This is a genomic window from Pseudomonas sp. SGAir0191 (assembly GCF_002812565.2).
Classification (GTDB): domain Bacteria; phylum Pseudomonadota; class Gammaproteobacteria; order Pseudomonadales; family Pseudomonadaceae; genus Aquipseudomonas; species Aquipseudomonas parafulva_B.
Genome location: NZ_CP025035.2, coordinates 659,178 through 684,073, shown reverse-complemented (window position 1 = coordinate 684,073; position 24,896 = coordinate 659,178). Strand labels below are relative to the sequence as shown.

General features: G+C 60.5%; 26 protein-coding genes and 2 pseudogenes. 6 read left to right on the top strand and 22 right to left on the bottom strand.

What is annotated here, in order from left to right; genetic code table 11:
* Positions 1-165 precede the first annotated feature (165 nt).
* The 7 genes from CWR53_RS02955 to CWR53_RS02925 form a co-directional block, all read right to left on the bottom strand.
* Positions 166-927 (bottom strand): ABC transporter ATP-binding protein, encoded by a 762-nt coding sequence (locus CWR53_RS02955; protein ID WP_058603621.1) that lies wholly within the window; start codon positions 925-927, stop codon positions 166-168.
* A complete protein-coding gene (locus CWR53_RS02950; protein WP_100850762.1) occupies positions 924-1,985 on the bottom strand; it encodes an iron ABC transporter permease in 1,062 nt (353 codons plus the stop codon). Before CWR53_RS02950 ends, CWR53_RS02955 begins: the two co-directional genes overlap by 4 nt.
* Positions 1,982-3,097: an ABC transporter substrate-binding protein gene (locus CWR53_RS02945; RefSeq protein WP_100850761.1), complete on the bottom strand. Its 1,116-nt coding sequence runs from the start codon at positions 3,095-3,097 to the stop codon at positions 1,982-1,984. Before CWR53_RS02945 ends, CWR53_RS02950 begins: the two co-directional genes overlap by 4 nt.
* Positions 3,098-3,225: 128 nt before the next feature.
* Positions 3,226-4,236: an NAD(P)-dependent alcohol dehydrogenase gene (locus CWR53_RS02940; RefSeq protein ID WP_058603618.1), complete on the bottom strand. Its 1,011-nt coding sequence runs from the start codon at positions 4,234-4,236 to the stop codon at positions 3,226-3,228.
* 48 nt (positions 4,237-4,284) lie between these two features.
* Positions 4,285-4,875 (bottom strand): HAD family hydrolase, encoded by a 591-nt coding sequence (locus tag CWR53_RS02935; protein ID WP_058638427.1) that lies wholly within the window; start codon positions 4,873-4,875, stop codon positions 4,285-4,287.
* Positions 4,872-5,741: an acyl-CoA thioesterase II gene (gene tesB, locus CWR53_RS02930; protein ID WP_100850760.1), complete on the bottom strand. Its 870-nt coding sequence runs from the start codon at positions 5,739-5,741 to the stop codon at positions 4,872-4,874. The genes CWR53_RS02935 and tesB overlap by 4 nt, the downstream gene beginning before the upstream one ends.
* Positions 5,742-5,882: 141 nt before the next feature.
* Entirely contained in the window at positions 5,883-6,455 is a 573-nt protein-coding gene (locus CWR53_RS02925; RefSeq protein WP_100850759.1) for a GNAT family N-acetyltransferase, read from the bottom strand.
* Positions 6,456-6,637: 182 nt separating this feature from the next.
* On the opposite strand from CWR53_RS02925, the gene CWR53_RS02920 reads away from it, so the two are divergent.
* From CWR53_RS02920 to CWR53_RS02910, 3 genes are all read left to right on the top strand, one after another.
* The gene (locus CWR53_RS02920) at positions 6,638-7,324 is read left to right on the top strand and encodes a histidine phosphatase family protein (protein ID WP_100850758.1); all 687 of its coding nucleotides are present in this window, start codon (positions 6,638-6,640) and stop codon (positions 7,322-7,324) included.
* Positions 7,325-7,435: 111 nt separating this feature from the next.
* Positions 7,436-8,350: a histone deacetylase gene (locus CWR53_RS02915; RefSeq protein ID WP_058638431.1), complete on the top strand. Its 915-nt coding sequence runs from the start codon at positions 7,436-7,438 to the stop codon at positions 8,348-8,350.
* Positions 8,351-8,498: 148 nt separating this feature from the next.
* Positions 8,499-9,752: a TIGR03862 family flavoprotein gene (locus CWR53_RS02910; protein ID WP_100850757.1), complete on the top strand. Its 1,254-nt coding sequence runs from the start codon at positions 8,499-8,501 to the stop codon at positions 9,750-9,752.
* A gap of 92 nt (positions 9,753-9,844) precedes the next feature.
* On the opposite strand, the gene CWR53_RS02905 is transcribed toward CWR53_RS02910, so the two are convergent.
* The 6 genes from CWR53_RS02905 to CWR53_RS02875 all read right to left on the bottom strand — a co-directional run bounded on the left by CWR53_RS02905 (position 9,845) and on the right by CWR53_RS02875 (position 15,413).
* Entirely contained in the window at positions 9,845-10,594 is a 750-nt protein-coding gene (locus CWR53_RS02905) for an RHS repeat-associated core domain-containing protein (protein ID WP_100850756.1), read from the bottom strand.
* 456 nt (positions 10,595-11,050) lie between these two features.
* Positions 11,051-12,382, bottom strand: a complete 1,332-nt coding sequence (locus tag CWR53_RS02895) for a DEAD/DEAH box helicase (RefSeq protein ID WP_100850755.1) — start codon at positions 12,380-12,382, stop codon at positions 11,051-11,053.
* Positions 12,383-12,463: 81 nt separating this feature from the next.
* The gene (gene yedA / locus CWR53_RS02890) at positions 12,464-13,357 is read right to left on the bottom strand and encodes a drug/metabolite exporter YedA (RefSeq protein ID WP_100852575.1); all 894 of its coding nucleotides are present in this window, start codon (positions 13,355-13,357) and stop codon (positions 12,464-12,466) included.
* 130 nt (positions 13,358-13,487) lie between these two features.
* Complete coding sequence (locus tag CWR53_RS02885) at positions 13,488-14,093, bottom strand: PolC-type DNA polymerase III (protein WP_058603609.1); 606 nt, start codon at positions 14,091-14,093, stop codon at positions 13,488-13,490.
* Positions 14,094-14,100: 7 nt separating this feature from the next.
* A complete protein-coding gene (locus tag CWR53_RS02880; RefSeq protein WP_023534583.1) occupies positions 14,101-14,580 on the bottom strand; it encodes an NYN domain-containing protein in 480 nt (159 codons plus the stop codon).
* 71 nt (positions 14,581-14,651) lie between these two features.
* Positions 14,652-15,413 (bottom strand): DUF2076 domain-containing protein, encoded by a 762-nt coding sequence (locus CWR53_RS02875; RefSeq protein WP_100850754.1) that lies wholly within the window; start codon positions 15,411-15,413, stop codon positions 14,652-14,654.
* 168 nt (positions 15,414-15,581) lie between these two features.
* Between CWR53_RS02875 and CWR53_RS02870 the strand changes: the two genes are divergently transcribed.
* Positions 15,582-16,238 (top strand): hypothetical protein, encoded by a 657-nt coding sequence (locus tag CWR53_RS02870; RefSeq protein ID WP_100850753.1) that lies wholly within the window; start codon positions 15,582-15,584, stop codon positions 16,236-16,238.
* Between the two features lie 16 nt (positions 16,239-16,254).
* On the opposite strand, the gene CWR53_RS02865 is transcribed toward CWR53_RS02870, so the two are convergent.
* The gene (locus tag CWR53_RS02865; protein ID WP_058603605.1) at positions 16,255-17,034 is read right to left on the bottom strand and encodes a helix-turn-helix transcriptional regulator; all 780 of its coding nucleotides are present in this window, start codon (positions 17,032-17,034) and stop codon (positions 16,255-16,257) included.
* Between the two features lie 317 nt (positions 17,035-17,351).
* On the opposite strand from CWR53_RS02865, the gene CWR53_RS02860 reads away from it, so the two are divergent.
* Positions 17,352-18,176, top strand: a complete 825-nt coding sequence (locus CWR53_RS02860) for a carbon-nitrogen hydrolase family protein (RefSeq protein ID WP_100850752.1) — start codon at positions 17,352-17,354, stop codon at positions 18,174-18,176.
* Positions 18,177-18,259: 83 nt separating this feature from the next.
* Positions 18,260-19,582: an APC family permease gene (locus CWR53_RS02855; RefSeq protein WP_100850751.1), complete on the top strand. Its 1,323-nt coding sequence runs from the start codon at positions 18,260-18,262 to the stop codon at positions 19,580-19,582.
* Between the two features lie 40 nt (positions 19,583-19,622).
* On the opposite strand, the pseudogene CWR53_RS02850 reads toward CWR53_RS02855, so the two are convergent.
* From CWR53_RS02850 to CWR53_RS02815, 8 genes and pseudogenes are all read right to left on the bottom strand, one after another.
* A pseudogene (locus CWR53_RS02850) lies at positions 19,623-19,882 on the bottom strand (transposase); the annotation flags it as partial.
* A gap of 161 nt (positions 19,883-20,043) precedes the next feature.
* Positions 20,044-20,328, bottom strand: a pseudogene (locus CWR53_RS23405) (hypothetical protein); the annotation flags it as partial.
* Positions 20,329-20,537: 209 nt separating this feature from the next.
* Positions 20,538-20,858 carry a hypothetical protein gene (locus CWR53_RS02840; protein WP_220458355.1) on the bottom strand — a complete coding sequence of 107 codons (321 nt, stop codon included), beginning with the start codon at positions 20,856-20,858 and terminating at the stop codon, positions 20,538-20,540.
* A gap of 299 nt (positions 20,859-21,157) precedes the next feature.
* Positions 21,158-21,706: a hypothetical protein gene (locus CWR53_RS02835; RefSeq protein ID WP_138031801.1), complete on the bottom strand. Its 549-nt coding sequence runs from the start codon at positions 21,704-21,706 to the stop codon at positions 21,158-21,160.
* A 276-nt stretch (positions 21,707-21,982) separates the two neighbouring features.
* Entirely contained in the window at positions 21,983-22,345 is a 363-nt protein-coding gene (locus CWR53_RS02830) for a hypothetical protein (RefSeq protein WP_100850748.1), read from the bottom strand.
* A gap of 354 nt (positions 22,346-22,699) precedes the next feature.
* Positions 22,700-23,095 carry a DUF6911 family protein gene (locus CWR53_RS02825; RefSeq protein ID WP_058603601.1) on the bottom strand — a complete coding sequence of 132 codons (396 nt, stop codon included), beginning with the start codon at positions 23,093-23,095 and terminating at the stop codon, positions 22,700-22,702.
* A 489-nt stretch (positions 23,096-23,584) separates the two neighbouring features.
* A complete protein-coding gene (locus CWR53_RS02820; RefSeq protein ID WP_081322811.1) occupies positions 23,585-24,109 on the bottom strand; it encodes a hypothetical protein in 525 nt (174 codons plus the stop codon).
* Positions 24,109-24,555 carry a hypothetical protein gene (locus CWR53_RS02815; RefSeq protein ID WP_181405457.1) on the bottom strand — a complete coding sequence of 149 codons (447 nt, stop codon included), beginning with the start codon at positions 24,553-24,555 and terminating at the stop codon, positions 24,109-24,111. Before CWR53_RS02815 ends, CWR53_RS02820 begins: the two co-directional genes overlap by 1 nt.
* Positions 24,556-24,896 lie beyond the last annotated feature (341 nt).

Sequence of the window (24,896 nt, the reverse complement as noted above, 5' to 3'; positions counted from 1 at the left end):
ACGAGAACGCCCCGGAACTGTTCGATCACGACAGCGCTTTTGTGCAAGCGACAAATGTCGCGATTGGCATGTCCGAACGCGCCATGCACGCCAATGGCGCTTGGGTTTTTCATTCGAGTGTGTTGCACCCGCTGCCTGTCCAGCAGGCAGCAGGCAGCGCGGGCATCAGCTCAGCGCGTGGTCGACCAGCACCTGCAGCCGCCCCTGAGAACAGCGTTCGACCCGCGCCTGGACGCCATATACCTGCGCCAGCAGGTCAGGCACCAACACATCCTGCGGCGCACCACTGGCCACCACCCTGCCCTCGCGCAGCACCACCAGCCAGTCGGCATGGCTGGCGGCCAGGTTGATGTCGTGCAGCACCGCCACCGCCAACAGGCGATGCACCTGCACCCGCTCACGCACGGCATCCATTACCCGCAATTGATAATGCAGGTCCAGCGCGCTGGTGGGCTCGTCGAGCAGCAGCACTTGCGGGTTGCGCGCCAGCAACTGGGCCAGCGCCACCAATTGCCGCTGCCCGCCGGACAAGCTGTCCAGCGAGCACTGGGCCAGATGCTCGATACCCAGCTGGCGCAGGGCCGCAAAGGCCTGGCCCAGCAGATCGTCCGCACTGCCTACGCGAAGTGCCGCCATGATGCTTTCCAGCACACCGAGGGCAATGCCGGGGGGCAACTGCTGGGGCATGTAGGCCAGCCGTCGCGAACGGTCGGCAAAGGCCAGCCGGGTCACGTCCTGGCCATCCAGGCGCAGGCCGCCGCGCATGCGCTCGAGCCCTGCCAGGGCCCTGAGCAGCGTGGACTTGCCTGCTCCATTGGGCCCCACCAGCGCCACCAGGCTGCCTTCGGGCAAGGCCGGCAGGCTGACCTCGTGCAGGATCTGCCGCGCACCGTAGGCGACCGAAACCTTGTCGATCACCAGGCTCACAGCTTTCTCCCCCGCCGGAACACCAGCGTCACGAAAATCGGCACCCCCACCAGGGCGGTGACGATGCCGACCGGCACAATCACGCCTGGCATGATCAGCTTGCTGGCAATGGAGGACAGCGACAGCATCAGGGCGCCCACCAGCGCGCTGGCCGGCAGCAGGAACCGCTGGTCTTCACCTACCAGCAGGCGCGCAATGTGCGGCCCGACCAGGCCGACAAAGCCGATGGTGCCGACGAATGCCACGGCGGTTGCCGACAACAGGCTGATGCGCAGCAGCGAGGCAAAGCGCAGCCGCCGGGTGTCCACGCCGAAGCTGCGCGCCCGGTCCTCGCCCATGCGCAGCAGCGTCATCGCAGGTGCTGCACGCAGCGAAAACGGCAACACCAGCGCCACGACCAGTGCCAGTATGCCGAGCTTGTTCCAATCGGCCCGGGCCAGGCTGCCCAGGGTCCAGAACACCAGTTGCTGCAGCACGTCCTCGGTGGCCAGCAGCTGCAACAGCGACACCAGGGCATTGCAGCTGAATACCAGGGCGATGCCGAACAGCACCAGGCTCTCCACGCCCGCGCCGCGAAGCCGCGACATGGCCTGCAACAGCACCACCGACAGGCACGCGAAGACGAAGGCCATCACCGTCACCTGCACTCCCGCCGTCATCCAGGTGGCGCTGAGCGGGTAGGCGATGGCAAGCGAAGCCCCCAGTGCCGCTGACGAGGACACACCTAGGGTAAAGGGACTGGCCAGCGGGTTGTCGAGGATCGCCTGCATCTCGGCCCCTGCCAGCGACAGTGCCGTGCCCACCAGCACGGCCATCAGCGCGTACGGCAGGCGAACGTTCCAGATGATCACTCGCTCCGTGGCGCTGAGGGTGGCCGGGTCGAACAGGCCTTGCACCAGTCGCCCCAGGCTCATGCCCGATGCACCGCTGGCCAGGTCGCTCAAGACCGAAACCAGCAACAGCACGGCCAGCCCGGCCACCAGCCCGGTACGCCGCCACAGCAGCCGACGGTAATGCCAGGCGGCCTGCTGCACGCCTGGTAGCGCCTGTGCGGTCACTGGGCGTCGACCCAGTACTGACCGTCCAGCCCTACCTTGAGCATGCGGTTGATCTGGGCCATGGTCGCTTGCGGGTCAATGTCCTTGAACCGCTCCGGATGCACCCAGCGCGCCATCGCTTCAATTGCCAGGATGTTGAACGGCGAGTTGTAGAAGTCATGCCACAAGCCATGGGCCTGGCCGGCCTTGATGGGGCGCAAGGGGGCGAATTCCGGGCGCGCCGTGATCTTCGCCAAACTGTCCCGGGCCGTTTCTTCGGACACCCCGGCACCCAGCAGCACCCCAGGGGCGCGGTTGCCGGTGGCGATGTAGACGTCGGGGTCGGCTTGCAGCACGTACTCGACGCTGACATCGCCCAGCGCACCGGGCACCACGTCGGCGCCGATATTATGGCCACCCACCGCCTGGACCACACTGCCCAAACCGCTTTTGCCAGTGGTATGGCCGGGCGCTTGCCACACCCCGGCCAGCAGTTCCAGAAACACCTTGGGCCGCTCGCTGTCCTTGATGCCGGCCACGCCCGCTTTCACCCGCTCCAGGTGACGGTCGTACAGGTCAAGGTACTGCTGCGCCTGCGGTTCACGCCCCAGCAGCGTGCCCAGCGCCTGCATGCTCACGTGGGTGTTGCGCATGGGGTGCACGCGAAAGTCGATGAACAATACTGGCACGCCGGCCTTGGCCAGCAAGTCGGCCACCGGGCTGTGCTGGGTCGGGCCTTCGCCGGCGATGCTGAAAATGGCCAGGTCCGGCTTGAGCGACAGGATCTGCTCGGCGCTCACGCTCTGCTCGGAGGCCTGCCCGATCAAGGGCAGCTTGGCGATCTGCGGGTACTGCTGGGCGTAGACCTCGTAGGTGTGCGGGTCCAGCAAGCGCATGTCGTTCTGCCAGCCCACCACGCGCTGGAACGGGTTGTCCCGGTCGAGCAGCGCCAGGGCGAAGAACAAACGCCCCTCGCCCAGCACGATCCTCTGCGGGGCGTGGTCAAGCTCGACGGTACGCCCCAGCACATCGGTGACTTGCAGGGCGTGGGCGGTATGGGTAAAGCCGAGGCAGGACGCCAACAGCAACAAGGCAGGCAGCAGGCGCTGCCGCAAACGGGGGAACAGGCACATCGGGGCGTCCTCTTGAAGAGAGAATCAGTCGCAACGGAGCCGGGCATTCTAGCCAGCCACCTGTGCGCCCGATGTGCGCGAATGTATTGGCCTGCTCGCCAGCCATTACATCCCGTTACCCCAAGGCGTTACCAGGTCAGGCAGATCTTGCCGAAATGGCGGTTGCTTTCCTGATAGCGAAACGCCTCGACGATCTGTTCGAGTTCGAAGTGCTTGTCCACCACCGGGCGCAGGCCGTTGGCCTCGATGGCCCGGACCATGGCTTGCTGCTGAGCACGGCTGCCCACCAGGACACCCTGCAAGCGGATCTGCCGCACCAGTGCCTGCACCAGCGGCAGTTGCCCCGCTACACCGGTCAGAATACCGATCAGCGAGACATGGCCCCCGATGCGCGCGGCAATCATCGACTGCTCCAAAGTGGCAGGCCCGCCCACTTCGATCACATGGTCCACCCCACGGTTGTCGGTCAGTTCACGCACCTTTTCGCCCCAGGCCGGCGTGCGCGTGTAGTTGATCACGTGGTCGGCGCCCAAGGCTTTGAGCCGCTCGAGCTTGGCATCGCTGGAAGAAGTGGCGATCACCGACGCGCCAGCCAGCTTGGCGAACTGCAGGGCGAAGATCGAAACCCCGCCGGTGCCCTGCACCAGCACCGTGTCACCGGGCTTGAGGTGATCGTCGCTCATCAGCGCGCGCCAGGCCGTCAGCCCGGCAGTGGTCAAGGTCGCCGCCTCGGCGTGGCTGAAGCCCTTGGGCGCGAGGGTGAACGCCGTGGCCAGCGCGGTCACATGGCCACGGGCATAACCGTCCAGGCCATCGCCCGGCACCCGGGCAAAGCCCTCGACATTGGCCTGCCCATCCAGCCAGTCAGGGAAAAAGGTGCTGACCACGCTGTCACCGACCTTGAAGTCGCTGACACCGCTGCCCACGGCTACGACCTCGCCAGCACCGTCGGCCATCGGGATGCGGCGTTCGGCTGGGCCCCACATGCCACTGACTACGGCAAAGTCATGGTAATTGAGGGAGCTTGCATGCAGGCGCACGGTGATTTCACCCTTGCCTGGGGCAGTGGCTTCACAGGTGCCGACCTCGACCTTGTCGTAGCCGCCGCCGGGTTGAATGTAAATCGCCTTGCTGCTCATGGTCGGGTGCTCCATCTGTAAAAAGAAAAGTGGCCGGCGAGCGTCGGTTCAGCCCAGCATACGCTTCAAGGCATGGCAGTCGGGCGCATGTCGGTCGGCAAGGCCTGGCCAGGCGTCGTGCGGCTGGTTCACAAGCACCGTGCCTGCACCGGCGGCTCGCCCGCAGTCCAGGTCGAAGCGGTGGTCGCCCACCATCACCATCGCCTGCGGCGCGACGCCCCAGGCACCGGCGATCTTGAGCAGCCCATCGGGGCTGGGCTTGGGCTGCGCTTCATCACGCCCAAGGATGTGCGCCACCGGAAAACAGTCGGCAAGGCCAATGGCCTCGAGCGTGATGTGCGCCAGCTCGCGGGCATTGCGGGTAAGGATGCCCAGCTGGCAACCACGGCTGGCCAGCTCACGGACCAACTCCACCGCCCCTTGGGCGGCTCTGGAGGCAAACGCCAGATGACGCTCGTGCTCCAGCAGCCAGGCATGCTTGGCGGCGGCTTCGTCGGCGGGCAAGGCCGCCAGGTGCGCCAGGATGTCGTCCTTGGGCGGGATGCCCAGCTTCACACGGATAGCGGCAAAATCATGCGCGGCCACGGTCAGGGTGCCGTCCATGTCGAACACCCAATGGCGCACCTGGCCGAGGTTCATGCCCAGTCCTTGCGATGACGAATCAGGCCTTCCTGGCTGGACGAGGCAACCAGCTGGCCGGCCTGGTTGAAGATACTGCCCCGGCAGAAGCCACGGGCATTGCCTGCCCAAGGGCTGTCGGTGGCATACAGCAGCCATTGATCGGCGCGCAGATTGCCGTGGAACCATAAGGAGTGGTCCAGGCTTGCGATCTGCATGTCGCGCTGCCAGACCGACTTGCCATGGGGCAGCATCGAGGTGGTCAACAGCCCGAAATCAGAGGCGTAGGCCAGGATGTACTTGTGCAGCGCAGGGACGGCCGGCAGGTTGCCATCGGCGCGGAACCAAGCGTATTTCACCGGGTCGCCGGGCTTGGGGTTGAACGGGTCACGTTCGGTCACCGGGCGAATCTCGATGGGCTTGGCGCACAGCACCTTGTCGCGGATGCGCTCAGGCAGCTGATCGGCCATGGCGCTGGCCAGTTCCACTTCAGTGGGCAGGTTTTCAGGGCCGACTACATCGGGCATCTGCGCCTGGTGGGTGAACCCTTCTTCGTCGTATTGGAACGACGCGCTGCAGGTGAAGATCGTCTTGCCCTTCTGAATCGCCGTGACACGGCGGGTACTGAAACTGCCACCGTCGCGCACGCGGTCCACCGAATACACCACCGGCAGGCTGGCATCGCCCGGGCGCAGGAAGTAGCCGTGCAGCGAGTGCACATGGCGGGCATCCTCTACCGTCTGGCTGGCGGCCGACAAGGACTGGCCCAGCACCTGGCCGCCATACAGCTGGCGAAAACCCAGGTCCTGGCTGCGGCCGCGGAACAGGTTTTCTTCAATGGCTTCGAGGCTCAACAGGTCGACCAGGTCGTCCAACACATGACTCATCGGGGTTCTCCGTAGACGCAAGGCGTGCTCACAAGGCGCCGTGGGCCGGCGCTCGATTCAACCGGCGCAGCCCACGCATGAGCCGCACCGTCCAATAGCGCAAATGATACAGGGTTTGACACCGTCGGCCCCCCTGGCGGTTCACTCGGCCCGCAGGGTCTGCTCCCACCGCGAGCGATCGATCCGGTACAGCACATGCGGGCGCAAGGGATGGCCGAGGGCGACACGCGGGTGGTCGAAGCTGCCTGCCAGGTCCTGCTCCATGCCGATGGCTTGCATGACCTTCTGCGAGGGCAGGTTGAGGGTACTGGTGAAGGACACCACCTGCTCGACCTGCAGCTGGGCGAACGCACAGCGCAAGCACGTCCAGGCCGCCTCACTGGCAAACCCCAGGCCCCAGTGCCGGCGTGCCAGGCGCCAGCCGATCTCGACCGCCGGGGCGAAGGGCGCGTCGAAGTTGACGTTGAGCAGGCCCGTCATGCCGATGAACGCGCCACTGTCCTTGCGCTCAAGCGCCCACAGGCCAAACCCGTACTCATGAAAATGCCCGCGGATGCGGCCGATCAAGGCAGCCGCTTCCAGACGTGTGAGCGGCGCGGGGAAATACCGCATGACCTGGGGGTCGGCGCACAGGGCAGCGAACTCGCGCAGATCCTCGTCCTGCCATTGGCGCAGGATCAGCCGTGCGCTTTCCAGTTCCAGAATGGGGGTCATGGGGTTCGCTCCGTTTTGGGGTGATGCAGTGTACAGCGTAGGCACAAGCACGGCGGCGCACCGGCGTAACCCGTAGCCGAATGCATTTTTCACAGGCGCTTCACCGGCTGGCAACACGTGGGTTAGCAAAATGCCGCCATCCCTGCCGCGCCCAGCGCGCGGTTTCCTTGTCGGAGCCACCCATGCTGTCGAGCAACACCCTGCCGCCCTACGCCTTGCATTCACCGCGCAAGCGATGGCTGCCTCGCCGCGCCGTGACCGTCGCCTTGAGCCTGAGCCTGGCCGTGGCGGCATCGACCTCCTGGTTTATGACGAGAACCTCCATCATGGACCTTGGTAGCGAGCAACAACTCAGCAAAAGCGGCCTGCTCCAGGCCTGGGCCAACGGTGCGGTGATCGTCATGATCCGCCATGCCGAGCGCTGCGACAGCGCACCAGGCCCTTGCCTGGACGACCCAGCGGGCATTACGGTGGCCGGCAGCCACGCTGCCGGGCGCGTGGGCGAAGGTCTCAAGCACCTGGGGCTGGCCGATGCCGACCTGTTGAGTAGCCCGAAGGTACGCACCCAGCAGACGGCGCATTTCATTCTGGGGCAGCCGGTCGCCACGCGGGAATGGATCGGGCAGTGCGACGGCAGCTTCCCGGCCCAGGCGCTGGCCGCCAAACGCTCCGAACACAACCTGGTGCTTGTAACCCATAGCGGCTGCGTCGATCAGTTCGCTCGTCAGCAGAACGTTGCCGGCGGCGAACGGGACAGCGGTTATGCCAGCGCCCTGTTCGTTTCCGTGGACGACAACGGCAAGGCACGCATTCTGGGGCGCTTGAACGAGCCTGCATGGCAGCGCGTGCTGGCCAGTGCCGCACGTTGAAAATGCCCACTGCATGGGCCGCCACCGACTTGCAGTTGGCGCCAGCAAAGTTTTCCACAGCCGTAGGCCACTCATGGCAAGATCGAGGCTGTTCCCTGCTGTGGATAACCCATGTCGCTGCCGCTGATCTACCACGAAGACTACAGCCCTGAGTTTCCGCCGGACCATCGTTTTCCGATGGACAAGTTTCGTCTGCTGCACGATCACCTGATCGATAGCGGGTTGACCACTGACCAGGCGTTGCTGCGGCCCGATATCTGCCCCAATGACATTCTCGCGCTGGCCCACGATCGCCATTACATAGAGCGCTACATGCACGGCGAGCTGTCGCGCGAGGACCAGCGCCGCCTGGGCCTGCCGTGGAGCGAAGCGCTGGCGCGGCGCACCGTGCGCGCGGTCGGGGGGTCGCTGTTGACGGCCGAGATGGCCCTGCAACACGGGGTGGCCTGCCACCTGGCCGGGGGCACTCATCATGCCCACTACGACCACCCGGCCGGCTTCTGCATCTTCAATGACCTGGCCGTGATCAGCCGGTACCTGCTTGAAGCCGGTCGCGTGCATCGGGTGCTGATTTTCGATTGCGATGTCCATCAAGGGGACGGGACTGCGCGCATGCTTGAGGACACACCCGACGCCATTACCGTCTCCCTGCATTGCGAGCAGAACTTCCCCGCCCGCAAGGCACAAAGCGATTGGGACATTCCCCTGCCTCGTGGCATGGGAGACGACGCTTACCTGCAAGTGGTGGATGAAGCGCTCAATTACCTGCTGCCGCTCTATCAGCCTGATCTGGTGCTGTACGACGCCGGAGTCGATGTTCACAAGGACGATGCCCTGGGTTATCTGCAAATTACCGATGCAGGGCTGGCCGCACGTGACGAGCGCGTGCTCGGCCAGTGCCTGGGGCGCGATATTCCGGTCATGGGTGTGATCGGAGGCGGCTACAGCAAGGACCGCAAAGCACTGGCCAAGCGCCACGGTGTGCTTCATCACACGGCAGCCAAAGTCTTGCGTTGTGCACAATGACTGTGGAACCGCTTGTGGATAACCTGAGCGAAACAGGCTGTAGCCCTTTGATAACGCTGCTTGCGCGTTATTGAGCATTTTTTGATCAGTGCTTGTGGGAGGCGTGCTGCGTTAGAATGCGCGTCTTTTCCACAGCCTGCAGCCGATCATGTCCGAAGTAAGTCACCCCGCCCTTCCTGTCGCCGCTGTCATCGGGGGCGGCCCTGCCGGCCTGATGGCGGCTGAAGCCCTGGCACAGGCCGGGCTTGCGGTGGAAGTGTTCGACGCCATGCCTTCAGTAGGTCGCAAGTTTCTGCTGGCGGGCGTGGGTGGCATGAACATCACCCATTCCGAGCCCTACCCTGCCTTTGCGGCGCGGTATGCCGAGCGCCAGGGCGAAGTTGACGGGCTGCTGCGCGATTTTGATGCCAACGCCTTGCGCCAGTGGATTCACGCGCTGGGCATTGCCACGTTCATAGGCAGCTCGGGCCGCGTGTTCCCCACCGACATGAAAGCCGCCCCGCTTTTACGCGCCTGGCTCAAACGCCTGCGTGAAGCCGGCGTGGTTATCCACAACCGTCATCGCTGGCTGGGCTGGAACGAGGACGGCGCGATGCGGATTGCTTATCCACAGGGCGAGCGGCTGGTCCGGCCTGCGGTGGTAGTACTGGCGCTGGGTGGCGGCAGTTGGGCGCGATTGGGGTCTGATGGGCGCTGGCAAGCAACCCTGGCTGACCGGGCTGTGGATATCTCACCCCTACGACCGAGCAATTGCGGGTTCGAGGTGGCGGGCTGGAGCGCAGTGCTCACCGACAAGTTCGCAGGGGCGCCGGTCAAGAACATTGCGTTGAGCGTACCCGGCAGCACACCGCGCAAAGGCGAATTCATCCTGACCGCCCAGGGTGTGGAAGGCAGCCTGGTCTACGCCTGGTCGGCGCAGGTGCGCACGGCCATCGAGCAGCATGGCAGCGGTGTGCTGGTACTGGATCTGCTACCGGACAAGCCTGTGGACAAGATTGCCCAGGCGCTGGCACGGCCGAGGGGCTCGCGGTCCATGGCCAAGCACTTGCAAGGGCAATTGGGCCTGGACGGAGTCAAGGCAGCGCTGCTGCGTGAACTGACCGACCCGGCAACCTTCGCCGACCCGCCCTCCCTTGCTCGGGCGATCAAGGCCCTGCCGATCACGCTGGTGCGCACTCGCCCCCTGGACGAAGCGATCAGCAGTGCCGGCGGGGTCCGCTTCGAAAGCCTGGATGAGGAGCTGATGATAAAGCACATGCCAGGGGTGTTCTGTGCAGGCGAAATGCTGGACTGGGAAGCGCCAACAGGCGGTTACCTGCTGACTGCCTGCTTCGCCAGCGGGCTGCGCGCCGGGCGGGCAGCGGCGGCTTGGGTGGGGCGTCAGGGGAAGACGCCGGGCTGATCGCGGGAATCACAAGCCTGTCCTCGCTTGCGTAGTCGAGGTTACAGAGGCCCCGGCTGACCCGCAAACTGCATGCCTTGCTCGGTGAACAATCAACGCTTTGCAGGCTGCCCCTTACGGATTGCGTCGTTCACCCCAGGCATCTGCAGATCTCGCTTCGAATAGTCGGTCATACCTGACTCGTTGATCGTGATCATGTTGCTATCGAATACCGGATGCCCGTTTACTATTCTGGCATGGGTAGGGTTAACAACCTTCAACGTAAATCCTTGTTCGATGAAACCGAAATTTTTTAACGGATACATATCCACTTCGTTATCGGCAACGAGAAACTCACTTATGAACAATGATCGATCCTCGTTGACATAGAAAGATCCACTCGTAGAAACATGTTGATCAACACGCTCTTGCAGTAGGCCATTTGCGACCTTCGCCCGAAACTTGTCAATACGCTGGCCCTTGGGCTTTGAGGGGTCGAAAGCGAACCCCTTCAGCCGAAATTTCTCATTGTCGATCTTCTTCACAACAGGCTTTAGATTACTCGTATAACGCCCTAATCGGGCACTCCCTTCTGGATCAATGAAATTAACCGGATCGTTTTCGCAGTAGGCGTACGCGTTCAAGCCTCCCTTCAGGAAAGGGCTCAGTGGATCTGGGGTGTAGAAACGCCTCAGCTGCGGTTGGTACATCCTTCTTTTCAGCAGATAGCCCCTAGTAACACGGTCCAGTAATTGGCCGCTGTAAGCCAGCTCAGAAAAGCGTGGGTCGCAGCGTTGATCGCCATAGGGCAAATAGGAGACCGCTCGGCCAGTGCCTGAAATCGAGCTCGCTTTATGGCACATGAGACGCACCTCGCCATGTTTGTGAATCTCATGATGTGCGAAGTGCTTCGTGAAAAAAACTGGCAGTTTTGTCAGGCCAGGCTCTGTACTACAAGTAAGGCTGCACGGTCGCGGGAGGTACTGTCTTGCCGACGTGATCATGTAGGCTGCGGTGTCCGCGCCCCTAGGCTCTGTGTGAAAAGCCTTGATACTCGGTGATGCTGCGTTGAAAAATAGCCTCGGAATGCTCATTTACAACCCGTAAACTCCGCTTCCTCGGCTGTTTTCGCCTTGCCTGACCTTCGTCTCACGACTTTCACACAGAGCCTAAGAATGCCGACTGGCGCTTCAACTGGGCTCTTTAAATTGCGTCTGGCGATGCGCGTTTCAGGAAGAGGCAGCGCCCAACGCGGTGCTCAGGCACGCACCAGCCCTATTGAGGTCAAAGGTAACTGCCCCTTGCCAACATTCTAACCGTCAGGGCTTGCGCTTGCGCGGCCCCCCATTGAAGCTAGGCACCTTGCGCACTGCCTTCACCGCAGGTGGCGCGGTACCGGTTTCGTCACTGTCCATCCACCGCCCCAGCCCACGCTTGGCACTGTTTTCCTTGGGCTTCTTCGGTTTCTTGGGCTTTTTCATCACCTGACCACTGGCATCGGTCAGCGGTACCCGGTGATCAGGAATGAAATCAGGCTCTTCATGACGCGCCAGCGTCTGGCGGGTCAGTACCTCGATGGCCGCCAGCAATTGCACCTCGTCGGCGCACACCAGCGAAATCGCCTCGCCCGTGTTGCCCGCACGGCCGGTGCGACCGATACGGTGCACGTAGTCTTCGGCCACGATCGGCAGGTCCAGGTTGACCACCAGCGGCAGGTCGTCAATATCCAGCCCGCGCGCAGCCACGTCGGTGGCCACCAGCACCTGCACTTCGCGTGCCTTGAAGCTGTCCAGCGCCCGTTGCCGGGTCGCTTGCGGGCGGTCACCATGGATGCCGTCGGCCTTGACCCCTTCGGCCAGCAGGCGCTCGACCAGTTGATCGACGCCATTGCGGGTCTTGGCGAAGACCAGCACCTGTTTCCAGCGCTGCTTGCGCAACAGGTGGCAGAACAGGTCGACCTTGCGCTTCTTGTCCACGGTCACCAGCCATTGCTTGACGCTCGCGGCCGTGGCATTGCGCGGGCTGACTTCGATGCTGAGCGGGTCGTTGAGCGCGAGCCCTGCGAGCATGCGGATCTGGTCCGAGAACGTCGCCGAGAACAACAGCGTCTGGCGTTTGCGGGGCAGCGCGGCATAGACCGATTGCAGCTCCTCGGCAAACCCCAGGTCGAGCATGCGGTCGGCTTCATCGAGCACCAGAATCTGCACCTGGTTGAACTTGATCGCGTTCTGGCGATACAGGTCCAGCAGCCGGCCCGGGGTCGCCACCAGCAGGTCCACACCGCGGCGCAGGCGCATCATCTGCGGGTTGATGCTCACCCCGCCATACACTGCATAGGTGCTCAGCGGCAGGTGCTCGGCGTATTCGCGCACGTTGGTATGCACCTGCTCGGCCAGTTCCCGGGTGGGCACCAGGACCAGGGCACGAATCGAGTTGGCCGCGACCTTCTCGCCTTCGAGCGCCAGGCGTTGCAACACGGGCAGGGCAAAACCTGCGGTCTTGCCGGTGCCGGTCTGGGCGGCGGCCATCAGGTCGCGGCCGGCCAGCACGGCGGGGATGGCCTGGGCCTGTACCGGGGTCGGGGTGGTGTAATCGCGCTGCTCAAGGGTGCGCAGCAAGGGTTCGATCAGGCCGAGTTTGGCGAAATTCATGGCAATACCATCAGGGGTTCAGCGAAGCCGGCAAGTCTACCGCATCCCCCCTGTGCACTTGCAGGTTTCCCGGTCGAGCGGCTACGCGACGGGGCGCGCCTTGCGCCACTGCGGCAGGCCGATCAGGACCACCGCGCCGATGATCACGGCCATGGCAACGCACTCCTCGGCACCGATCTGCTCGCCGGCGAACACGATGCCCAACAGCACCGCCACGGCCGGGTTGACGTAGGCATAGCTGGTGGCGGCCGCCGGGCGAACGTGCTTGAGCAGGTACATGTAGGCGCTGAACGCCAGGATCGAGCCGAAGAACACGAGGTAGGCCAGCGCGCCCCAGCCGGCAGCGGTGGGCATCTGCGTCATGCGTTCACCGGACAGCAGGCTGCCCAGCAGCAATGCCGTGCCGCCGACCAGCATCTGTGCGGCGCTGGCCATGGGGCCCGGTGGCATGGGCAGGCGCTTGCTCCACACCGACCCGAACGCCCACGAGGCGGCGGCGAAGATCAGCAGCGCCGCGCCAAGCGGGCTCGCCTGCAGGTTGGAGCCCAGGTTGAGCAGGCCGATGCCAGTCAGGCCCAGGACGATGCCCGCCCATTCGAGCGCCGAGTTGCGGTAACCGAACATCAGCCCAAACACCAGGGTGAACAAGGGTACGGTCGCCACCGCCAGCGCTGCCACGCCGGACGCCACGCCCGCGTGTTCGGCGATCGTCACGCCCCCGTTGCCACAGCTGAGCAGCAAAAAACCCACCAGCCCCGCTGCCCGCCACTGCGGCCAGGACGGCGATGGCGCCCCTCGCCAGCGCATGAAGCCGTACAACAGCCCCCCGGCAATCAGAAAGCGCACCCCGGCCATGAGCATGGGCGGCCAGCTTTCCACACCGATGCGGATGAACAGGTAGGTTGAGCCCCATACGAAATACAGGGCCACGAAGGCCCCGATAAGCAGAAGCGGGAAGCGGCGGGTGCTGGACATGGTCGAGTCGAAAATCCTTTTGCGGGTGACGCAGTCTAACGGCGTGAAGCGCAGCGGCAACCCTACAGTGGGGCGTTGGATCAGCAGCACACTTGCAACCTGGGGCGTGCGACGACAGGCGCTGCCCGCTTCAGCGATAGATTGCCAGCGCGTCGCGTACCTTGGCGGCGGGGGTTTTCTGCAGACGGCAGAACAAGTCGTGGGAAGGCTGCTGCACCCCATGGTCCTGGCGCAGTACGCCGGCCAGGTGCTGGACCAGGTTGGCGGCCATTTCCGCGTCGGCCATGGCCCGGTGGGCCGTGCCAGTGTTGGGCAGCCCGGCCCAGCGGGTCAGTGTGCCCAGCTTGTGGTTGGGGGCTGCCGGCAGCAGGCGCCGGGACAGCAACAGCGAGCAGGCGAAGGGCTGGCTGCGGCTGCGGCCGATGCGGCCCAGCTCGAAGTCCCAGAACTTCTGGTCGAAAGCGGCGTTGTGGGCCAGCAGCGGCGTTGCCCCCACGAACTCGGCCACCTCGTTCATCACCTGCTCCACCGGGGGTGCCTTGCGCACCATGGCGGTGGTGATGCCGGTCAAGCCCGACACGAAAGCAGGCACCGACACACCCGCGTTCATCAGGCTCTGATAGCGCTCGACGATTTGCCCGCGCTCGAGCATCACCACGGCCACCTCGGTGGCGCGGCAACCGGTGCCTGGGGAAATGCCGGTGGTTTCAAAGTCGATGACAGCGATACGTTCCATAAAAACCTTAGTGTTTGAGCAACAACGGGCCCTCGATGGGCACATAGCGGGTGGCGGCGCGGATCAGCGACATCGCCGTCAGCCCAGGCACGCCATAGACCACCGCTTCGGTGCCGTGACGCTGGATCACGCGGTCGAGCAGCAGGTCGAAATCCCCATCACCCGACGCCAATACCACCTGGTCCACGCGGCTGGCCGCATCGATCACATCCAGGGTGATGCCGACATCCCAATCGCCCTTGGCCGAACCATCGCTGCGCTGGATGAAGGGCTTGAGGCGCACATCGAAACCCAAGTTGCGCAGTATCTGCTGAAACTGCTGCTGCTTGCTGTCGCCCCGATCGATGGCATAGGCCACCGCCTCGACGATCTGGCCTTCGCGGCTGACCTGGTTCCACAAGGCGGTGTAGTTGAAATGGCAACCGTGGGCCTGGCGCACGGTGTAATAGAGGTTCTGCACGTCGGCGAACAGCGCGATCTTTTTCACCTTGGCACCTCGTCTGGCCGGATCGGGGGCGGGTTCAGCGCCCCGCGAAGGCCAGCAGTATGCCAGAGCCGTCAGACGTAGGAATCGTCGTCGGAGAATAATCCCCCGTCATCACCGCCGTAATCGGCGTCACTGTAACCGCCCTGGTCGCTGCCCCAGCCGCTGTTGTCGGCCACGTGCTGCTGCTCGTTCTGGTCGTTCCAGCCGCCGCTGTCACTGGCCTGCGCAGGCGCTTCCTTGATCACCTCGACCACCTCTTCGGGCTGGGAATTGTGGTTGAACAGGCTGCTGATGCCCTGGGCCAGCAAGACACCACCGGCTACACCGGCAGCCGTCTGCATGGCGCCGCCCAGGAAGCTGCTGGCGCCGCCGCGCGCGGGCGCTGCGCCAAAGCCCGGCTGCTGGGCCGGCGGCTGCGAGAAGCCAGGTGCCGCGGGTTCGCGCCAGCCGCCACCGGCGGGTGCGGACGGTGCGGCCGAACGCTGGGGCTGAGAGGCAGGTGCCGGCGCCGAGCTACGCCCGCCAGCGCCGAAAATGCTAGACAGAAAACCGCCGCCGCCTGTGTTCTGCGAGGCGCCGGTCTGCGCAGCCTCGGCCTGGGCGCGTGCCTGCTTGAGTTCCGCTTCGAGTTGTTTGTTCTGTTCGTCCAGGCGCTTGATGGCCGCTTCCTGCACCAGGATCGCCTGGGCCATGTAGTAAGGGGCCGCCGGCTGCTGGCGCACATGCGCCTCGATGCAGGCCTGGGCCTGCGCATCACGTGGCTGGCTTGGGTCTTCGGCCTGCTTGATGCGGCTGAACAGGCCATCGATCAGGGATTGTTCTTCGGTATTCATGGGGCGACCTCGTGGGTAGCGGGACTACGGACAGGCTCAAAGATGGGGCGTCGACGCGGCTGATTCAATCACCGGCGGGGTGAAACTTTTTTCAGCAAGTAACGGATCAAGCGTCGCTTTGGGCTAGAGTTAGACCCCCTGTTTCAACTGCCATGCGATGTTGACCCCATGAATCCGCTGAGCGTTTTGCGCGACTCCCTCCACTTCTTCACCCGCCACCTGGCCGGTATTGCCCAACTGTGCCTGCCGCTGGTGGTGCTCGAAGCCGTACTGACCCAGGTGCTGTATCGCCAGCTGGGCGAGCAGGCCTCCCCGGCCTACGGCATGCTGATCTATGTGCTGTGCTACCCGCTGTACAGCGCAGCACTGATTCTTTACCTCGATACCCGCAGCAATGGCCAGGCGATCGCCAAGCGCGACCTGTTTGCCCGTGCGGTGCAGCTCTGGCCGGCGCTGACGCTGCTGGTGCTGATCAGCTCGTTGCTGATCATGGCCGGCATGGCCTTGTTCGTGTTCCCTGGGGTGTGGATCATGGTCAACCTGGTGTTCGGTGAATACCTGCTGGTGCTGCGCGGCTTGCCCGTGGTGCAGGCGATGCGCGAAAGCGCCCGCATGACCACTGGCCATTTCCTGCGCATTCTGGTGTGCCTGCTGGCCGTGCTGGCGTCGATCTGGCTGATCGAAGGCCTGATCCTGATGGCCATACCCGACCCATCTCCTGGCGTGCAACTGCTCGTGGACAGCCTGGCAGGCTTCCTGCAATTGTTCGGCACGGTGGTCATGTACCGGCTGTTCATGCTGCTAGAGGTTGAGCAGCGCAGGTGAACCCAGCTACCGGCTGCTAGCGCTGGGCCTTGAGAAACAAGGCGAACAGCTCTGACTGGGACTTGATGCCCAGCTTGCGGTAGATGTGCTTGCGATGGACCCGCACGGTTTCCGAGGAGATGGCGAGTTTGCGGCCGATCTCCTTGCTGGAACAGCCGCTGAGCAGCATGCGGCCCACTTCCAGTTCGCGGGCGGTGAGCGGCGTTTCAAGGTTGCCGAAGCCCTCGGCCAGGTGGTTCTGCCACGCAGGCGCCGGGGTGACTTCGTCGACATCGTGCTCGAACCGAAAGCGCTGGCGCATGGTGGCCAGCACCCAGGGTTGCAGCAGGTGCAGCAGCGCAATCTGCTCGCCCGCAAAGCGCGAACGGCTACCCAGCGACAGGCAAAGTGTGCGCCCTGCATCCAGGGCCACGTTGTACTGCACCTCATCGGCCACCACGTTGAGGCGGAAATAACGCTGGTAATAGTCGGTGCGCTCGAAGCATTCAGGGGCCACGTCGGCCAGCTGCACCAGGCCGCTTGCCGGCGTCTCCCGGCTGGCGATGTAGAACGGGTCCAGCAGGTAAAGGCCCTTGAGGTAATCCTGAAATAACGGGTCCAGCCCACCATCACTGCCGGGAGATTCGGCATACACCAGTGGGCGGTGCTCGCTGAAAAGAAACGCGACCCAACTGTCGAACGCCACGTATTGCTCCAGCAACCGCACCAGGCGCAGCCAGAAACCGGGGTGGTCCAGCGCATCGATCACCTGGCCGACCGACCGATGCCAGGCAATGTCCTGAAGTGTGAGGTTCATGTCCGGGCTCTGTACCAAAAGGTGAGATGCAGGTCAGGGTGAATACAACCGAGCGGGCAAAGTGTACTGGAGTGCATGGGCATTGCGGTGCTGTTTTCGGCGCAGCGCTGGCCAGTATCGAAGGAATTTGTACAGGGCTAACCCCTATGGGTTACCTCAAGGGCGTAATTACCCCGCCGCCAATGGCAGCGGCATACTCGGGCAATCGCCGTCCGCCACAGCAAGTGGCAGGCACGTTATCTCAGCCGGTGCAGTGCGCTGGTTTTACGCCGCGTCGATCACCTGGCAGCCGTTTGGCTGCGCAGTCAGGAGTTGCAATGAAAGTAGAACTCGTCCAGCTGGCCGGTCGCGACGGCGACACCGCCTACAACCTGGAACGCACCCTGGAGGCGATCCACCGCGCCGCAGCGGATGTGGACCTGATCGTGTTCCCGGAAACCCAGCTGATGGGCTTTCCGACGCAGGACAACATCGCGGCCATCGCCGAGCCCCTGACCGGCCCGACGCTTGCCGCCGTCGCCCAAGCGGTGACCGACAAGGGCGTGGCAGCCGTGGTCGGCCTTGCCGAGGCGGGCGAAGACGGGCACTTCTACAACACCACCGTGCTGATCACCCCGGACGGTGTCGCGTTGAAGTACCGCAAGACCCACCTGTGGGCCTCCGACAAGGGCATCTTCACGGCGGGCGATCGCTACGCCACGGCGCTGTACAAAGGGGTGCGCGTAGGGCTGTTGATCTGCTTCGACATCGAATTCCCCGAAAGCGCCCGCGCCCTGGGCCAGCTGGGGGCCGAGCTGATCCTGGTGACCAACGGCAACATGGACCCCTATGGCCCCACGCACCGCAACGCTATCAGCGCTCGCGCCATGGAAAACCAGGCCTATGCGGTGATGGTCAATCGCGTCGGCCAGGGCGATGGCAACCTGGTGTTTGCAGGCGGCAGCGCGGTGGTCGACCCTTACGGCCAACTGTTGTGCGAGGCAGGGCGCAGCGCCTGCCGGCTGCAGTTGGACCTCGACATGGCGCTGATCGGGCAAGCGCGCCAGGACTACAGCTACCTGGCCGAGCGCCGCTTCGAGCTGCCAGGCCAGCAGGTCGAGCACCCAGGCGGCTTGCGAGAACTGATCCTGACCACCGTCTGAACCCTTGCGCCACGGCTGGCGCCCAGGGCCCAGGCCGGGCCCTGACACTGAACTCCATAAAAAACACAATCCGGAGTAACACCATGGCCCACTTGAAACGTACCCTGTCGCTGGGTGCGGTGACGCTGTTCGGCATCGCCTACATGACCCCCATCATTGTGCTGGGCACCTTCGGCATCCTTGCCGACACCACCCAGGGCGCTGTGCCCTCGGCTTACCTGGCCGCCTCCATCGCCATGCTGTTCACCGCCCTGAGCTACGGCAAGATGGCCAAGGCCTTCCCCGTCGCCGGCTCGGCCTACACCTACGTGCGCAAGTCCATCAGCCCCAAGCTGGGTTTTCTGGCCGGTTGGGCGGTGCTGCTGGACTACCTGTTCCTGCCCATGGCGATCTGGCTGATCGGCGCGGCCTACCTGCATTCGGCCTTCCCGGCGGTGCCGCACCCAGTGTGGGTGCTAGCCTTCATTGCCGTCACCACGGCCATCAACATCGTCGGCCTGCAACTGGCCAAGACCGTCAATGGCGTACTGATGCTGCTTCAGTTCCTGGTACTGGCAGCCTTCGTGGGCCTGGCCGTGCACTACGCCACCGGCGAGCTGAACCAGCCGTTTTGGTCGCTGGCACCCTTTCATCAGGACGGTTTCCAGCTGCCTTTGATCATGAGTGGCGCCGCCATCGCCTGTTATTCGTTCCTGGGCTTCGATGCGGTCAGCACCTTGACCGAAGAAACCCATGAACCGCGCAAGACCATCCCTCGCGCCATCCTGCTGATCACCCTGCTGGGCGGCTTCATCTTCATCGTGGCCAGCTACTTCGTCCAACTCGCCCACCCTGGCGCGACCTTCAGCAACCCGGACTCGGCCGCCTACGAAATCGCGAAGGCCATTGGTGGGGACATTTTCGTCAGTTTCTTCCTGATCGGCCTGATCGTAGGGCAATTCACCTCAGGGCTTTCGGCGCAAGCCAGCGCCTCGCGCCTGCTGTTCGCCATGGGCCGCGACGGCGTATTGCCCAAGCGTTGGTTCGGGCGACTGAGTGCACGGTTCGGCACACCGGTCATCAGCATCGTCCTGTGTGGCATGGTCGCGCTGCTGGCCTTGCGCATGGACGTGACGACCTCCACCTCGTTCATCAACTTCGGCGCTTTCCTGGCCTTCAGCCTGGTCAACCTGTCGGTGATCTTTCACTACTGGATCGCCCAGGGCGAACGCGGGCTCAAGGCTGCAACGGTGTACCTGGCCTTCCCCTTGATTGGGCTAGTGGCGGACCTGTGGCTGATGGCAAGCCTGGACCCCATGGCCATCTACCTTGGTTTGGCTTGGCTGGGCATGGGATGCCTGTACCTGCTGGTGATCACCCGTGGGTTGCGGCAACAGCCGCCAGAGATGCATTTCGAGGAAGCTTGAGGTGGGGCGGGCAGTGTGGCTGGCGGGGCCTATTTGATGACTAGGCTCTGTACGAAAAGAGACGTCGCAAACACCGCATGGAGCAAGCCAAGGAGACCACGGCGGCATAACTTTTCGCGAGCTTGTCAAAGCGCGTTACGATCCGGCGGTTCTCTTTCAGCCAGCTAAACATGCCTTCGATGATGTTGCGATGTCGGTCTTGCGCCGATCAAACAGCCTGGGTAAGCCAGGCTTGGGTTTGCGGTTCATCGAGCGCAGAGGGATGACGGGCTGCATCCGATATCGATCGCAGTAACGGCGTTGCGCATCGGACTTACCTGCATCAGGACCGATCATTTTGAACCAACCATCCTTCCCGCCTTGCAGCAAGCTGTTAGCTGGAGCATCAAACTCAACATAGACAGAGCCTTTGGGAGCAACCCTTTAAAGTCAGCGATGCCGTTGTTCGAAATGAAGGTTTGTCCTCCACCGCCTTGCACCACTTTATTTATATTTTGCATTCCGATACCGTACGAGCCACCAACATTCAGGTAATACCCATGCTCCTTATCCTTACCGGCAATGTCACTGAACCCAAGCGTATCCGTATCCAGCTTCAACTTACCGGTATCTGATGCAATCAGCGCACCGTCGAGTTGGGTGTGGTTCAGCGTACGGATATCCAGCCCATCCTGCGCCGTAATGCTGGTCTGCTTTTCCACCCAATTTTTGCTGCCGTTGGTCCGCCCGTAGCCGGCCGAACCGCTCCGGCGAGCAACGACCTGAATCTGATCGGCACGCAAGTGCAAACCGTGCGGGACATCCCGCCCAGCCTGCAACGTGCCGTAGTTGGTAACGTCCCGACCGGCCATAGAAACTAACCCGATCGACTTATAGGGCGAAACAGAAACCGTTTCTGCGCTTTCAATTTTATTACCTAAACTCAAGCTATGAATTATAGATTCTTAAATGTTTACTAAGAAAGAACACAAAGGGCAGTTATTATTTGATCAGGTCTATCTTCCAAAGGCACACCCCACCCAGTTACTTCTAATCCATCATATTCGCAACTACCGCAAAACCATTCCTCAGCATCGTCAAATTCTAAGTCGGCAAATTTCTTTAGTTCAGATACAAGGTCGCCCAGACCATGGCCTGAAGGTAATTCTCCTCTGTACCTTAAAGCCTGCGCAGCCTCCCCCGGAAAACTAAAATCATAGACTTTAATAGCGAAAACACTCCACTCTCTTATCATTATATATAAAGCTGGAAAGTTTTTTATAAGCTTATTAACCACTGCATCGTCGAATAAAAAAACGAGTAACTTCCATTGCCAAAAGCATCTAGACCTTGAGTAATTAGCCTCAGCTCTGGCGAGTTGTGAAACTTATAAACATTATTAGAGTCAAAAATATAATCGTTAAGCCTATCCGTTAAAACATTCGAACATACTCCAAGGGGAATTCCGGCAAGTGATGCACCAGGCAATACTGGTGCATTCCAAGATATTTTGAAGCCGGCATCTAAATTCATTCGGACACCCATTTATTAATTGAGGGATCAAATATTACATTTTGCCCCTATGGATTTATGTACCTAGTATTTTTTACCGTAGATAGGACCATCGGAATCAAATGTAGGCCTGTAATTTTCAGGATTTACAACTTTTACTTTACTACCATCCTTATAGGTGATTTTATAGTATTCACCTTTGTGCTTAGAGCTACCGCTGTCACCAGTCGACGGGCTGTACTGAATTTCTTTGATTCCTGTAGTACCGCCCTCAGCTGAATATACCTGGGCATTACCAGAGGTTTTGCTTTTTACCTTGAGTGTTAATACTTCGCCATCCATGCTGAGAGACTGCTTCAGATCCTCTATTGATTTCCCCCAAACGCTGGATGGGTTAGCACCTATATCTCGCAGAATCCCTGCTTGAGCAGCCAGATCGTCTCTCAGCCCAACATGCGCAATTGCTGAAGTAGCCGGCACTTCAACTGCACCAGTTGCTTTTGGACCTAGCGCAGCATCATGCCATACCAAACCATCCAGAGCATTTGTAGCCCCGCCCACCTTACCCAGCGCCAACAACCGCTCACCAGGAAGCAAGCTAATCCCAAAATTCGTTGCCTGCTCTGCAGTCACCGCTCCCGCAAGCTCATGCCGACCCTGCAGAGCATACGCCTGGGACAAGCCACCTTTCTCAACGAGCGAATCCCACCCATTCCCAATGGTAGTCAGTGGATACCGAGCTAAATACCCCACCCGATCTCCCCCAAACGCTGGATGGGTTAGCACCTATATCTCGCGGAATCCCTGCTTGAGCGGCCAGATCGTCTCTCAGCCCAACACGCGCAATTGCTGAAGTAGTCGGCACTTCAACTGCACCAGTTGCTTTTGCGCCAAGAAAACTTTATAAAATTAAGTATTCCCTAAATAAACTGCCCCATCCGAGAACTCCATAAGCCAAGGCTCAGTTGATGACGAACAAAATGCATTCAAGACGCGGCCGTCAGATAATTTAAAAAATGGATCAATTGGCTGAGCATCAATAAGCCAACCTACGTCAACAATGGATAAGCCTAAAAGCTCAGAAACATGGTCAAGCGCATCGCCATCCCAACAAGCGAACAGCAACTCCCCCCCCTTAGACACACGCCACGCACTCTCAGTTCGAAAGCTCCAACCCGCCGAAAAAAGCATCAAAGTATTGCCATCCCAAAATACTCTTTCAATTTTCATAGGCAACAAAAGAGCCACAGCCTGCAAGAGTGTATTCATCATTTAGTCCACCTGTTCAATATGCGTACGCTCTCTAATCCACTGCTTCCGTTCAGCCTTCGATAAACCTTGCGGGGGCTGCGGCGGCTTTCCAGTAGTCGGATCAACACGTCCGCCATTAGCGTTCTCGAAGGATGCGCGCTGGGGACTTCGACCATCCGCCTGCATCACCCGAACTCGCGAACCATCAGGCAAGATGTATTGAGTTCAGACCACGTTTCCGATGGTCGGAGAAACTACTGGTTTTTTTGGGTACCCTGCTGCTTCAAAATCAGCAATAATCTTAGACTGACCTTTAGGAAGATTCACTCCAGAGATGTGACTAATCGACCACACATTTGCTTTTGCACCAAAGAATTAGGCCATCAAGCTCCAAGAAACGCTGCCTTTTTCAAAGAACCCCCTAAAAACATCAATAACAATCTCAAAGTTCGTACAAACCGAAGCGGCATCAACAGCGTCTCCCAGAATATCAACTACTCTCCCTGAGCCCTCCCCTCCGAGATAAGATCGAACAATGTAATCTTTACCATTGTCCTCACCTAAAGTCATCGCGAACATCCCATGATCTGAAAAAACTTGCAAGCTCAACAACTCAAATCCATTAAGATTCACAGCCTCTAAAGTAACGGAACCAGACACCTTACATACTTCTCCAAGATGAAACTCAATATCACTCCAGGAGGGGTCTTTAGCTTTCCCCCCTTGGCACTTACTTCCGAATCCAACAACCCATGATAGAGAAAACGTCATTTTCTAATCCTTCTCTCTCAAAGCGCGCATTCCAGGCTGCCAGTAGAGATTCTTACCAGTTGCAGCTTCTTTAACTATAAGAGAAGTGAGCCCAGCCTTCTCTGCCATTGCAGCTATATCTCCTCGGCAATAGCCACAAACCGCTTTGCCAGAGACAGTAAGCTCCATGCTTGCCCCGTAGTCTTTCCAGCAGCTTATGCCTCACACCGATTTCCGCATGAGCATCGGCCATATTCCCATTTGGCAGGACTTTCCCAGATGCGTCAGCTTTAACGGTTACCCAGTCAGATATTAAAGTTGGCTGACTAGCATTAGCCTGTGAAACTGGGCGGGCAGTCTGGTTAACGTCAGTAAATGTTTCTCCACCAATCTTCCCCTCTGCAGTGACCACCGGAGGAACACCTTTTGGACCATTTCTAAACGCATAATTATTGTTTAGCCTCTGGCAGTGGTTTTAATGGCGCGGACACATCCTGTGCGCTCTTTAAACTACGACTGCCAGAATGTCAGACAGACGCCATATTCATCGAGAAGATCGTCAGCAATTTCAAACTGAAATACCTTCTCTGGAAAGGTATCGGATAACGCGCGCTTCCAATATCTAGTGATCTGTTCAGCAAATAAATGACAAAGACGATAATCTTCTTCCGACAGGCCCACTTTAAATACGGGTCGGCCCGGTGCATCCTCCCACTTTGAAAAGAACTGATTTATTGAAAAAATATTTCTGTATCGTTCAACGTCTCTACGCGATGTACTTTGTTCCAATATACTAGATTCGGTCTCAACCAGCCCGTTCAGATGAAATTTTTGCGGATCGTATTGCTGAGCGCTAGGCAGCCAGAAAATGTGACCACTGACCTCAATAAAATCAGGAGAGAGCAAGCCTAGAACAGAAATTGCCTGTTCTAATGAAACCAAGTGCCCTACATATGAAAAAAACTCCCCGGAGCCAATATCTGAAACAAACAGATTCAACGACTCTTTAGAAATATTACCCTGATAAACTTTCATCATTTCAACCCTAAGCTATCAAGAACCGGCTGAGGAACATTTCCCTCAAAAGCTTTTGTATCACTTCCCTTCTTCGGGAAATATGTTCCATCCGGAGCTTGGTTCCATTCGACCACCTTAATCCGAGAGCTAGACACATCATATAGCGCACGCCCTTCAGGGCCGTAGACAACAACATGCCCATTTCCAAGATTCGCATAAGAATCGGGAGTTTGCCCTTGCAACGGATACTGAACACCACCACGCGTTCCCGTGACCGTCACATTCGTTTCCCTGAGTCCCTTGGTATAATCTAAATCAATAGTATTACCGGCAGAGTCCGTAATGAACCTGGGTGTATTTGGAGCGTTAGTAGTTGCTTTTGCACCTAGCGCAGCATCATGCCATACCAAACCATCCAGAGCATTTGTAGCCCCGCCCACCCACATAGAACGTGTGACCCACATCCACCGTAAGGTTATATGTCTTGCCAACCGAGAGATACAGCTCCAGCGAGTCGACCTCCGACGAGCTATCCACTGAATTTCCATCTGCCAGCGATTGCAGGCGGTCGCCAGGTTTTAGGTCGATGACATTGTCCATCAGGTAGCGGTACTGGTCGTAGTGCTGACCAGGCCGTCGGCAAGGAAGCGCTGAGCGTTTGGTGCGTTGAGACGTGTAAGCGAAGGGTTTATAGTCCGCCCGTCGCTCACAGACGACTCAGGTTTGGCGGCCTGACAGTCGATACACGCGCAAGCTAGGCGTCTCAAGAATTTCCATACAGTCCCTAAAGCGGGCAGTAAAAATT